A 13383-nucleotide genomic window follows, 5' to 3' on the forward strand; every position below is an offset into this window, starting at 1 on the left:
CACTGAAGAACACGAAGGATCACGAAGAAAAGCCCACTATTTACTTACTTCTTCGTGCTCTTCGTGCCCTTCAGTGAGCAACGCGAACGGGTGGTTTAACAATTGAAAAATCACCTCCAACTTGAGGGCAGTGCATAACCAGATTATATTTTTTCAGACCACCTGATTTTCCAGGGTGCCGATGGATTCGATGGTCAGGGACAGGTGATCGCCGGGGCGGAGGAACACCGGGGGCGTGCGGGTGAAGCCGACGCCGCCTGGGGTTCCGGTCAGGATCACCGTGTCCGGCAGAAGGGTCGTGTCTTCGGACAGGTAGGCGATCAGGGATTTCACGGAAAAGATCATGTCCGACGTACTGCCCTGCTGCATCACCCGACCGTTCAAGGTCAGCGACAGGGACAGGGAATTGGGGTCGGGAATATCTTTTGCGGGGACCAGAACAGGGCCCAGGGGACAGAAGGTGTCGAAGCTCTTGCCCCTCACCCACTGGCCGCCCCCGCCTTTTTTCTGCCAGATCCGGGCGGACACGTCGTTGGCCACCGTGTAGCCTTTCACATAGGACAAGGCCTCGTCTTCGGACACGTTTTTCGCGGGTTTGCCGATGACCACGGCCAGTTCGACCTCGTAATCCGTCTGGTGGGGATCGCGACAGGACCGGGGCAGGACAATCGGTTCACCCGGGCCAATGACCGAAGCCGGATTTTTCATGAACACCACCGGGAAGTCGGGCAGGGCTGCACCGGTTTCCCGGGCGTGATCCCGGTAGTTGAGACCGATGCAGATCAATGCCCGGGGATCCACCGGGGCAAGGCGCCGCCCGATGCGGGCCGTCTCTCCGGTTAATGCTCCGTGTTCCATGATGATCCCGGCCGCACCGGGTTTCCCTTCCACCCCCGTCCGAACCCGACCCGTTTCGTCCTCAAACCGGATAATACCCATGGCTCATGTCCTTTTCGTTTGACAAACCCGCACGCCCGCGGTGTTATAGGTTCCATGTTCCTGATCGATCACCAAACCATCACACACCCAAGGAGTCAAGCATGAAAAAATTCGCCCTGTTCGTCTTCAACGGAGATCCCATGTGTTTCATCCATGTCCTGCTCAACGCCCTTGATATGACGGCCAAGGGCCATGAGGCGAAAATCGTCGTCGAAGGCGCCGCCGTTAAACTGATTCCGGATCTTTTCACACACGGTCATCCCCTGTACGGATTATGGAAAAAATGTCTGGATGCCGGGCTGGTGGACGGGGTATGCAAAGCCTGTTCGAACAAACTGGGGACCCTTGAGGCGGCCAAAGCCCACGAACTGACGCTGCTGGACGACATGACCGGCCACCCGGGCATGGCCGCATACCGGGACAAGGGATTTGAAATCGTAACGTTTTAATGACGGAAAAAACCATGCTCCGTCCGGGCGCCTGACGCACCGGACGGAGCGAAGACATCAGCGGAACACGACGGCATCGCCCTCGGCGTCCACCGTCACCGTGCTGTTTTCAGGATAAACCCCCTTGAGAATTTCCATGGCCAGGGGGTTTTCAATGTGCTTCTGGATGGCCCGTTTGAGCGGTCGCGCCCCGTAAGCCGGGTCATAGCCCTTGACGACGATCAGGGCAAGGGCCCGATCGGTCAGATTCAGTGTGATCTTCCGGTCTTCCAGGCGTTTGGCCAGGCGTTCGACCTGAATTCTCACAATCTCCCCGATCTGCTCGTTGGTCAGGTTGTCGAAGATAATGGTTTCATCGATCCGGTTTAAGAATTCCGGTTTGAAACTCCGCCGGAGCAGGTCGGAAATCTGCTGCTCCATGGCCTTCCGGTCGCTTCCGCCCAGTTCCTGGATGATGTGACTGCCCAGGTTGGAGGTCATGATCACAATGGTATTCGTAAAATTCACGGTGCGTCCCTGTCCGTCGGTCATCCGTCCGTCATCCAGAATCTGGAGCAGCACGTTGAACACATCCGGATGGGCCTTTTCGATCTCGTCGAACAGAATCACCGAATAGGGACGGCGCCGGACCGCTTCGGTCAGGTAACCGCCCTCGTCGTAACCCACATAGCCCGGAGGCGCTCCGATGAGGCGGGACACGGCGTGTTTTTCCATGTATTCGCTCATGTCGATACGGACCATGGCTTTTTCACTGTCGAAGATGAACTCGGCCAGGGCCTTGGCCAGCTCGGTCTTGCCCACCCCGGTGGGCCCCATGAAAATAAAGGAGCCAATGGGACGATTGGGATCCTGAAGCCCGGACCGCGCACGCCGGACCGCATCGGACACGGCATGAACCGCCCGCTGCTGACCGATGACGCGTTTTACGATCCGGTCTTCCATGTGCACCAGACGTTCCATCTCCCCTTCGAGCATCTTGCGGATGGGGATGCCGGTCCAGCGTGAAATCACGGCAGCCACGTCCTCGTCGTCCACCTCTTCCTTGAGCATCTTGCGCTGGGCCTGAAGCTCGGAAAGTTTTTTGTTGGCGTCATCGAGCCTTTGGTTCAACGCCTGGGTCCTGCCGTAACGGATTTCGGCCACCCGGGCCAAGTCCCCCTTGCGCTCGGCCAACTGCTCCTCCACGCCCAACTGTTCCAGCTCCTCCTTGATCTTCCGGATGTTCTGGATCGTGTCTTTCTCGTTCATCCAGTGGGCTTTCATGCCGTTGATGCTTTCCTTCAAGGCCCCCATGTCCTTGTCCAGGGCGGCAAGGCGATCCTTGGCCCCCTTGTCCGTCTCTTTTTTCAGGGCCTCGCGCTCGATTTCCATCTGGGTGATCTTTCGCTGGATCTCGTCGATCTCCGCAGGCATGCTGTCGATCTCGATTCTCAGCCGCGAGGCGCATTCGTCGATCAGATCGATGGCCTTATCCGGCAGAAAACGGTCCGTGATGTAGCGGTTGGACAAGGTGGCCGCCGCCACGATGGCCGAATCCTTGATCCGTACGCCGTGATGCACCTCATACTTTTCCTTGAGCCCCCTCAGAATCGAAATGGTGTCGGCCACCGTGGGCTCGGAGGTCATCACCGGCTGGAAACGCCGCTCCAGGGCCGCATCCTTTTCGATGTACTTCCGGTATTCGTTCAGGGTGGTGGCGCCCACACAGCGCAGGGTCCCCCGGGCCAGGGCGGGTTTGAGCATGTTGGACGCGTCCATGGCCCCTTCCGACGCGCCGGCGCCCACCACCGTGTGCAACTCGTCGATAAACAGAACGATCTCGCCTTCGGCGCTTTCCACCTCCTTGAGCACGGCCTTGAGACGGTCCTCGAATTCGCCGCGATACTTGGCGCCGGCGATCATCGCCCCCATATCCAGGGCGGCCAGACGCCGCTTTTTCAGAATTTCGGGAACGTCGCCTGCCACGATACGCTGGGCCAGGCCCTCGACAATGGCCGTCTTGCCCACCCCGGGCTCACCGATGAGCACCGGATTGTTTTTCCTGCGCCGCGACAGCACCTGGATCACCCGTCGGATTTCCTCATCCCTGCCGATCACCGGGTCCAGCTTGCCCATGCGGGCCAGTTGGGTCAGGTCCCGGCTGAACTTGTCCAGGGCCTGGTATTTTTCCTCGGGATTCTGGTCCGTTACCCTCTGGTTGCCCCGGATATCCAGAAGCACCTTCAAAACCGTGTCACGGGTAATGCCGAACCGGTCCATCAGGGCGGCAATTTCTTTTTTCCGTTCATCGAGAATGGAAAGGAGAATATGCTCGATGCTCACATACTGGTCCTTCATTTTCTCCGCCTCGGAAAAGGCCTTGTCCAGAACCTTTTTGAGCGCGGCAGACAGATAGGCATTGCCGTCCCCGCCGCTGACCTTCGGCAGGCGGTCCATGAGCCTTGCAACCTCCTCACGGACCTGATCCGGAGCGACCCCCAGCTTGCGAAGCATGGAAGACGCAATCCCTTCCTTATCGTCGAGCATGGCCCACAGGACATGTTCCGACTCAATCTGTTGGTTTTCCCGGGACACCGCCGCCGCATGGGCCCGCTCGATCAATTCCTGGGATTTTATCGTGAATTTGTCAAATCGCATGGGTTCCTCCGATGATTAACAGAATGGTAAGTCGATTGGTACACAGATAATAATGACGGAAACTCCCTTGTCAATCGTCAATCGCCCCTGTTGGGGTTATGCGTTCATGCACTGATTGCCTGCTCCCGCCTTCGTTTCCAAAGCCTCCCTTTTTATTTGAAATTAGTCTGTCCCCTTTTTGAAACGCCGCCTGCCGTGTTGCATCGTGGGCGTCTGTCCCCGTTGGGAAAGACCTTGACGGAGCGGGGGTGGTGGCGTATCATACGGATATTATTCATCATGGTTATACACGATGTTATACACGGTCCTCATGTTGAAAACAGCCTTTCCAGGGTAATATGCCCAAAAGACAGGCAATCCGTTACAAAAGCACGCTATTCGCCGAGGGTTCATAGAGAAACGTTTGTTTCTTCATGTCTTTCGTGTGCTTCACCGGAACCAACCCCGACGGCCTGATCGCGGCGTCCTGCATCATGGCCCCGTATGGTGGATGACCACCGTGCCGCTCACCGAAAAGGACACCGGCATGTTCCGTAAAAAACCGATAAAACTGCACAATCATGTCCTCATCCGTATTTTCCCCGTGATGCTGGGCCTCATGCTCATCATCGGATTTGTCATGTTCCAGCTCAACCGCCAGGCCATTCACACCGAAACCCGGCATCGCCTGGAATCCCTCGGGGACCGAAGCCGGGATCTTCTCAATGCCGGGATCGATAATCTGAAAGAACAGACGCGCATGCTGGCGGCCAATGATCTGATCAGCATCGGACTGATTGATGACGGCGAACGGTCGCGCTACCTGCCCCTCCTGTTCCGGTCGCTGATCGGCACGGGTGGGGTCAACGCCATGGCCCGGTTTGACCTGCTTGATTTTCAGGGCAATGCAATCATCTCAAGCGACCGAAAGCCATGCCCCTTCACCATAAAGGCTGATTCACCGGCCGTCCTTGCCGCCGGCGGAGAACTGTTTATACTGAACCCCGCCGGCCTTTTTTTCGCGACACCGGTTTTCGTTCAGGGTGTTTACAAAGGGGCTGTTTGCGTGTCTCTCAAACCCGAGGCCTTTCCCCGCCTTCTGTCTGCCTGGAATCACCTGGATTTTGCCGTGGCGCTGACCGACCGGGACGGGACGATTCTACACACCAACGATTACTTCAAACAAAACGCCGGAGATCTTTGCATCGAACAGAGCCCGGACTGGCTGACACGAATCGAAGAACCCGGAAGCCGGAGCGCCAACGCCCTCCGGCTGATCACGGGCATCCCGCTGTCCCAGGTTGATTCGGTCATGTCCGAACACAAAATCCATCTGTCGCTGCTTTTCACCTTCACCCTGGCCTCGGTGTTTCTGGCCATCGTGGTCTCTGCCCGGCTGACGGCCCGGCCCGTGGCGGCCCTCAGCCGGGATCTGACCGCCCTGTCCCGAAAAAAAGATCTGGCATCCCGTCTCAAGTCCTCGGGCCCCCTGGAAATTCAGCATCTGACCGCCGTGTTCAACGACACCATCGCCTCCATGGAGAAGGCCTACACCTCCCGCAGCCGCCTGGACCAGCTGATCAGCGGCAGTCCCGTGGTGATCTACACCGCCGATCCCGCCACCCACCGGCTGACGTTCGCCAGTTCGAACACCCGCGAGATTCTGGGCGTTTCTGCCGACGAGATCCTTTCCGAACCGGACCGGTGGGTCGATTTCATCCACCCGGACGATCGTGATCCGACCCTTGAGGCCATGAATCACTGGTTCAAAAAGGGCGGTTCCGGCGTTCTGAAACGGATCTACCGGCTGGCCCGCTCAACCGGAACCTGGAGCTGGGTCGAAGACCACCGGCGGTTGATGCATGCGTCGGGTGAACGCCCGGAAGTCATCGGCTCCCTTGAGGACATCACCGAACGCAAGGCCGCGGAAGCCGCCCTGGCCCAGAAAACCTCGGAAATCGAAAACTTTTTTACCGTGAACCTTGATCTTTTGTGCATCGTCAGCCTGTCGGGCACCTTTATCCGGCTGAACAGGGCCTGGGAAGACATTCTCGGCTACACCGTCGACGAGCTTGAAAACAGGCTCTTTCTCGACTTCGTCCATCCCGACGACACCCAGGCCACCCTCGACACCATGGGCGAGCTGTCCGTCGGCAAGGAGGTCTTGAATTTCGTCAACCGCTACCGCTGCAAGGACGGGAGTTACCGCTATATCGAATGGCGATCACGGCCCTCCGGCGACCTGATCTTCGCGGCGGCCCGGGACATCACCGAACGACGCAATGCCGCCGAAGAGATCAAACGGCAGGCCGGGGTGATCAACTCCCTTCTGGACGCCATCCCCGACCTGATTTTCTTCAAGGACATCGACGGCCGCTATCTGGGCTGCAACCCCGCCTTTGCCGAATTTGTCGGACGGTCCCGGGAGGAGATCCTCGGCCTGACGGATTACGATCTGTTCCCACCGGATGTGGCGGAATTTTTCCGGGATAACGACCGGCTGATGCTCGCGTCCGGAAAGGCCCGCCGCAACGATGAATGGGTCACCTATCCCGATGGTCGAAAGGTTCTGCTCGACACCCTGAAAACGCCGTTCCGGTCGTCGGACGGCGCGATGAAGGGCATCCTGGGAATCAGCCGGGACAACACCTGGCGCAAACAGATGGAAGACTCCATTGCGACCGGTAAAATCAACTTTGAATCCTTTTTTGATCTGTCCATGGACTTTTTGTTCGTCCTCGACGAGACCGGCCATGTGCTCCTGGTCAACGAAACGGTAAGAAAACGTCTGGGCTGGACCGACGAGGAACTCCGCGGGCGATCCGTTCTTGATCTCCATCCGCCCGAAGTCCGGGACGAAGCCGCCCGCATCGTCGAGGACATGCTGGCGAACAGGCGGGATGCCTGCCCCCTGCCCCTTCTGGCCAAAGACGGGCGTCACATACCCGTTGAAACACGGATCGTCCAGGGGACCTGGGACCGGAAACCGGCCCTGTTCGGCGGCAGCCGGGACATTTCGGCCCTCAAATTGTCCGAGGAAAAATTTTCGAAGGCCTTCATGTCCAGCGCGTCTCTCTTGAGCATCTCCCGGCTTGCGGACGGTCGCCTGATCGATGTCAACCCGGCCTTCCTCAAAACCCTGGGCTACCGCACGGAGGAGGTCATCGGAAAAACCTCCATCGATCTGGGCTTTTTCAAGGATCAGGAGGCCCGTGACATGTTCATGAAAGCATTGGCCGATGACGTGACCAAAACCGTTGAATTTCAGATCAGAGATAAACAGGGCCATATCCATTATGAGGAATTATCCAGTCATATCATCGATATCGGAGGCGAATCGCACCGCCTGGTCATGATGAACGACATCACGGCAAGACGGCTGGCGGAAGATGCGCTGCGCCAGGAACGACGGCGACTGGCCGACATCATCACGGGAACGAACATCGGCACCTGGGAATGGAACATCCGGACCGGTGAAACATCATTCAACGAACGCTGGGCCGACATGATCGGCTATACCCTTTCCGACCTCGAACCGTTGAGCATCGACACCTGGACGTCCCTGTGCCATCCCGACGACCTGGAACGATCAAACGACCGCCTGAATCGGCATTTCGCCGGCGAACTGATCTTTTACGAATGCGAAAGCCGCATGAAACACAAGGACGGGCACTGGGTCTGGGTCCTGGACAGAGGGCGCGTTCACAGCTGGGACGACCAGGGCCGTCCCCTGCTGATGTCCGGCACCCATCAGGACATCAGTGACCGCAAACAGTTCGAATCCGATCTGCTGACGGCGAACCGGGACCTGGAGCAGGCCATCGCCCGGGCCAACGACATGGCGGCCAAAGCGGAAATCGCCAACATGGCCAAAAGCCAGTTCCTGGCCAACATGAGCCACGAAATCCGCACGCCCATGAACGGTATTCTCGGCATGACGGGCCTGCTGCTCGACACCCCCCTTTCCGAGGAACAGCATGAATACGCAAGCATTGTCCGCAACAGCGGCGAATCGCTTCTTGCGCTGATCAACGACATTCTGGATTTTTCACGAATCGAGGCCGGGAAACTCCATCTGGACGATCTTGAATTCGATCTCAGGACCACCATTGAAGACACCATGGACGTCCTTGCGGTCCGGGCCCATGAAAAAAATCTTGAGCTGACCTTTTTCATCGACCCCGATGTTCCGACCCGCTTTCGCGGCGACCCCGGCCGCCTGCGCCAGATCATCATCAACCTGGTGGGCAATGCCGTCAAGTTCACCCACCAGGGTGAGGTGTGTCTGACCGTCTGCGTGGAAAACGATGACGAGTCAGGCTGCCTGATCCGGTTCCAGATCCGGGATACGGGCATCGGAATCCCGCCGGAAAGGCTCCACACCCTGTTCACCCCCTTCACCCAGGTCGATGGCTCCACCACACGGAAATACGGCGGCAGCGGACTGGGCCTGTCCATCTGCAGACAGTTGACCGAACTGATGGGCGGCAGTATCGACGTGGAAAGTGAAAGCGGCCAGGGATCGACCTTCCGGTTTACGGTCCGACTGAAAAAACTGCCCGAAGAAGAAGGCGGCGTCATGCGCGTGGCAACGGAGATCAGGGGCATCCGCGTGCTGACGGCCGTCGCCAACCCGACCAACCGGCGCCTTTTGATGTCTCTTTTTCAGGCCTGGGGTTGTCGCTGCGACGAGGTCGACTCCCCCCCGGCCATGTTCGCCGTGCTCCATCAGGCCCTGACGGACAAGGACCCCTTCCGTGCCGTCATCATCGACATGCCCCTGTCGGGCATGAGCGCCCCCGCCATGGGTCGGAAAATCAAGACGGATAAAGCCCTTGCCGACACGGTGCTGATTCTTTTGACCTCCCTGGGCAGACGCGGCGATGCCAAAGCCGTCCGAGAGGCCGGTTATTCAGGATATCTGACCAAACCCATCCGCCAATCCAACCTGCACGACTGCCTGGTTCTGGCCCTGGGCACGGACCGCGGCACCCAGACCCCATCCGACGACCCGGGGCTGATCACCCGGCACACGGTATCCGAAGCCCGAAAGAGTCTGGCCCGCATTCTTCTGGTCGAAGACACGCCCACCAACCAGGCCGTTGCCCTGGGCTTGCTCAGGAAAATGGGCTATCGGGCCGATGTGGCCAACCATGGCCGTGAAGCGTTGGACGCCCTTGCAAAAACGCCCTACGATCTGGTGCTGATGGATTGCCAGATGCCTGAAATGGACGGCTACGAAACGACCCGGCTGATCCGGGCCAAAGGCAGCTGCGTGTTGAACCCCCATGTCCCCGTCATCGCCATGACGGCCCATGCCCTCAAAGGGGACCGGGAAAAATGCCTTGATGCCGGAATGAACGACTATCTGACCAAACCGGTTGAGCCCCGGGAACTGGGCCGGGTGTTCGAGCAATGGCTTTCCGTCCCCCTTTCGGGTGATCACGGCCGAACGGACAGGCACAGCCGGCCGGTCAAATCAACGGCATCCGGCGACGCCACCCGGATCTTCGACCGGGAAATCCTGAGGGACCGACTCATGGACGACGACGATCTGGTGGAAACCGTCATCACCGGATTTCTTGAAGACATGCCCGTTCAAATCGCCGAACTCGCCAAACGGATCGAAACGGGCCAGGCCAGACGGGCGGGTGAGCAGGCCCACAAAATCAAGGGCGCCGCCGCCAATATCGGCAGCAGCCTGCTCCGGGAACTGACCCATATCATGGAAGATGCCGGGCACGCCGGTGATCTGGATCGGCTGAAAAACATGATGCCGGAGCTTGAAAACGCGTTTCGCATGGTGAAACAGATGATGGAGGTAAAGGCCCCATGAACGTCCTGATCGCCGAAGATGATTCCACGTCCCGAATGATGCTCGCGGCGGTTTTGACCAAATGGGGATTCCAGGTCACGGCCGTGGACAACGGCATCGCGGCCCTTGAAACCCTTGAAAAACCCGACCCGCCCCGACTGGTGATTCTCGACTGGAACATGCCGGGCATGACGGGCCTCGAGGTCTGCAAAGTCATCCGGACACGTTATCCGCTGGCCCCCTTCTACATCATCATCCTGACGGCCCGGGTGGACAAGACCCATCTGATCATGGGTCTCGACGCCGGAGCCAACGATTACATCGTCAAGCCCTACGACAAGGACGAAATCCGGGCCCGGGTCCATGTGGGGAAACGGATGGTCACGACCCAGCAGGAACTGGAAGCGGCCCGACAGGCCCTGGCCTGGGAGGCGCGGCACGATCCCCTGACCGGCATCCTCAACCGGCGGGCCATTTTGTCGGAATTGGAACAGCACATGGACCGAACCGATCATTCGGACGAAACGCTGTGGGCGGCTATGTTCGATATCGACCACTTCAAGCAGATCAACGACCGGTACGGCCATCAGGCCGGTGACGATGTCCTGCGGATTTTCACCGTACGCATCGCATCGGGCCTTGAAGAATCTCATGCACTGGGACGCTACGGCGGCGAGGAGTTTCTTGCCCTGATCCCCGGAAAAGACCCGGACGAGGTCCTCAAAATACTGGACACCATCCGGCGGAGCATTGAAGAGCCCCCATTCGATACACGCATGGGCCCCATCCCGGTCACGGTGAGTATCGGTCTTGCGGCCCGGTCTGCCGATCAGGCCATGGACGCGCTGCTGGCAAAGGCGGATGAAGCGCTCTACGAAGCCAAGCGCCTGGGACGCAACCGGATCTGCTGTGCATAACCCTCAGGCAAGAACCAAACGGACTTTGGCCAGAAAATCCTGCTTTGAAAACGGTTTTTCGATGAAATGGACGCCTTCGTCGAGGACGCCGTGGTGGGCGATGACATTGGCGGTGTACCCGGACATGAAAAGAACCGAAAGATCCGGATGAAGGGGCATCAGATGGCCCGCCAGTTCCCTCCCGTTCATTTCCGGCATCACCACATCGGTGATAAGAAGATCAATGGGGTCCGCGGAGGCCCGGGCCATCCGGATGGCCTGGGTGGGCCGGGCCGCTTTCATCACCCGGTACCCCGCCTTTTCCAGCATGGCGGCCGCCATGTTCATGATGGCCTTTTCGTCTTCGACCAGAAGGATGGTCTCATGCCCCCGGGCCTCTGCCGGCACGTTGATCACCGTCTGGCCCTCATCACATGCCCCGTTGTCCCGAGGCAGATAGATCCTGAACGTCGAGCCGAATCCCACTTCACTGTAAACGTTGATGAATCCCTTGTTCTGCTTGACGATGCCGTAAAGGGTCGAAAGGCCCAGGCCCGACCCGTGGGCGGCACCTTTGGTGGTAAAAAACGGCTCGAACAGATTGTCAAGGGTATGGCTGTCCATGCCGCAGCCGTCATCGCTGACGGCCAGAAGCACATAATCACCGGCAACAAAACCCGCATGATCCAGACAGTAGGCCTCATCAAGCGTGACATTCCGGGTTTCGATGGTCATGTTGCCCACGTTATCGATGGCATCACGGGCGTTCACACACAGATTGGTCAAAATCTGGTCCACCTGGGTGGGGTCGATCCTGACCGTCCAGAGTTCCATGCCGGGCAGCCAGATCAAATGGATATGCTCGCCGATCAGCCGGGTCAGAATTTTAAGCATGCCGTCGACCGTGCGGTTGAGATCCACGGTCCGTGGAGAAATGATCTGTTTGCGGGCAAACATCAGAAGCTGCCGGGTGAGGTTGGCCGATCGTTCGGCGGCAATCCGGATCTCACGTAGATCCCCGGCGAGGGTGTTTCCGGGATCGATTCGTTCCAGAGCCATGTCGGTGAACCCAAGGATCACCCCCAGCATATTGTTGAAATCATGGGCCACCCCCCCGGCCAGTCGTCCCACCGCTTCCATTTTCTGGGACTGTCGAAGGCTGTTTTCAAGACGGATCTTTTCCTCTTCCGCCTCTTTCCGATCCGTGATGTCCCGCACTGAGGCCAGCAACCGGGGCTGCCCATTGATGGAAGACCCATTTAGAGCGACCTCGGACCAGAATTCGGTCCCGTCTAATCGTCGCCCTTTCCACTCAAACATCCGAGTCCCCTCGTGAAAGGCCCGCCTTATATTTACCTGAATGTCCTCGTCGCTGTGTTGCGGACAACTGCCGCTAAGGTCTTGAATGGCATAACCGTCAAGGGGCTCATCGCCAAGGCCGAACAAGGAACGGGCCGCCCCGTTTGCATCGAGGATTGTGCCTGTTTCATCATGAATAAACAGGGCGTCGCTGGTAGCGTTCAGAATATCCCGGTAAGTCCGTTCGCTTTCGGCCAGCTGTTTCACGGTCATCAACAGGTGTCGATTGATGCTGACCCAGACCAGAGACGCCGCCCCTACGGCTCCCAGGGCCATGATCATCATGGTCCAGGCGGAGGCCGAATGCATCAGCACCACGGGATCGAATATCGGCGTACGTTCTCCAAGCACCCATGATCCGGCCACCGCACCAATCATCAGAAGATTCAGTGCCGTAATGACCAGCCAGCGCCTCAACCCCAGCATGGACGCCAAAAGAAACGACAGCACAATGGAAATCTGGGACGTTCCCAACAGTCCCCAGCGGTTTATGCCCAAGACCCCGTTGACGGACATGGCCAGAATATACACATAAAGACGGAACACGGGACGGGTATAGCGTGCGGTCAGAGCCGCGACCCAGATCCCCATCAGAAAGACACACTGGATCAGGCTCGTTCCCATGGCCCCGTGACGGATCGAACGGACAATGACCGTCGTGACCAGAATCAGAATCAGCGGCGTGAACCAGACAATGGTCCGGTCAATAATCTGCACACCGGTAATCAACTGATCTTTGTTCTCGATATGTCCCAGAAAACGTTTCGACGATTTTATCATAAAGCCCTCACTGAATGATACCGCCCCGCTTAAAGCACGGTATCGAACCGATGGGTTGAAAAAGGAAGTGATACTGATCTTGAAGGACGGATCGACAGGAAACGGCCATACATTGCGCCGCATGCCCCGCGACGCCCGACCCCGGACAGACTGAAATGACGGCCGATGAAACACCGGCTTAATAAAAAAATAAACATCTGAATTTATTGTTTACTTATACCACTCTCCCCAACGTTTTCAAACTCAATTTTTATAATTCCAGGGAACTTTTTAAATAGGGACAGTCAAATAATGTAACACTGCCGCAACACCCCCCGAATCTTTCGTGTTTCACTCCCCCACAAACAGCTGAACCGGCTGAATCCATCCCCCATGCCTGTTATGATGACCGAAAAATCATCATAACAGGCATCCCCCCCACGGCTCCCCATCTCCGAAGCCCCAAAAAACAAACAGCCCTGCCGTCCTTTTCAGCAAGGCTGATCCCATGTTCATTTGACCGAAGAAGGATGGCGGCTATGTACTCAGC

The 13383-nt window shown here is 57.9% G+C and carries 6 protein-coding genes; 3 read left to right on the plus strand and 3 right to left on the minus strand.

Translation table 11 applies throughout. The features are described from left to right. Positions 1 to 153 precede the first annotated feature (153 nt). Positions 154 to 939, minus strand: coding sequence for a fumarylacetoacetate hydrolase family protein (locus ACYQ11_RS21240; RefSeq protein WP_459925841.1), 786 nt, complete (start codon positions 937 to 939; stop codon positions 154 to 156). Positions 940 to 1040: 101 nt separating this feature from the next. On the opposite strand from ACYQ11_RS21240, the gene ACYQ11_RS21245 reads away from it, so the two are divergent. Next, entirely contained in the window at positions 1041 to 1388 is a 348-nt protein-coding gene (locus ACYQ11_RS21245; protein WP_459925842.1) for a cytoplasmic protein, read from the plus strand. 57 nt (positions 1389 to 1445) lie between these two features. Here ACYQ11_RS21245 and clpB read toward each other — a convergent pair whose 3' ends face one another. Continuing rightward, a complete protein-coding gene (clpB, locus tag ACYQ11_RS21250; protein ID WP_459925843.1) occupies positions 1446 to 4025 on the minus strand; it encodes an ATP-dependent chaperone ClpB in 2580 nt (859 codons plus the stop codon). 499 nt (positions 4026 to 4524) lie between these two features. Here clpB and ACYQ11_RS21255 point away from each other — a divergent pair, with 499 nt between their 5' ends. Both ACYQ11_RS21255 and ACYQ11_RS21260 read left to right on the plus strand, forming a co-directional pair. Continuing rightward, positions 4525 to 9840: a PAS domain S-box protein gene (locus tag ACYQ11_RS21255; protein WP_459925844.1), complete on the plus strand. Its 5316-nt coding sequence runs from the start codon at positions 4525 to 4527 to the stop codon at positions 9838 to 9840. Continuing rightward, entirely contained in the window at positions 9837 to 10736 is a 900-nt protein-coding gene (locus ACYQ11_RS21260; protein ID WP_459925845.1) for a GGDEF domain-containing response regulator, read from the plus strand. Before ACYQ11_RS21255 ends, ACYQ11_RS21260 begins: the two co-directional genes overlap by 4 nt. 3 nt (positions 10737 to 10739) lie before the next feature. On the opposite strand, the gene ACYQ11_RS21265 is transcribed toward ACYQ11_RS21260, so the two are convergent. Beyond that, positions 10740 to 12854 carry a PAS domain-containing sensor histidine kinase gene (locus tag ACYQ11_RS21265; protein ID WP_459925846.1) on the minus strand — a complete coding sequence of 705 codons (2115 nt, stop codon included), beginning with the start codon at positions 12852 to 12854 and terminating at the stop codon, positions 10740 to 10742. Positions 12855 to 13383 lie beyond the last annotated feature (529 nt).

This window comes from Desulfatiferula olefinivorans (assembly GCF_054657895.1).

What these genes read in the sequence shown, in the direction of transcription:
- ACYQ11_RS21245 (WP_459925842.1), top strand. Translation starts at nt 1,041, where the DNA reads ATGAAAAAATTCGCCCTGTTCGTCTTCAACGGAGATCCCATGTGTTTC.
- ACYQ11_RS21240 (WP_459925841.1), bottom strand. Translation starts at nt 939, where the DNA reads ATGGGTATTATCCGGTTTGAGGACGAAACGGGTCGGGTTCGGACGGGG.
- ACYQ11_RS21265 (WP_459925846.1), bottom strand. Translation starts at nt 12,854, where the DNA reads ATGATAAAATCGTCGAAACGTTTTCTGGGACATATCGAGAACAAAGAT.
- clpB (WP_459925843.1), bottom strand. Translation starts at nt 4,025, where the DNA reads ATGCGATTTGACAAATTCACGATAAAATCCCAGGAATTGATCGAGCGG.
- ACYQ11_RS21260 (WP_459925845.1), top strand. Translation starts at nt 9,837, where the DNA reads ATGAACGTCCTGATCGCCGAAGATGATTCCACGTCCCGAATGATGCTC.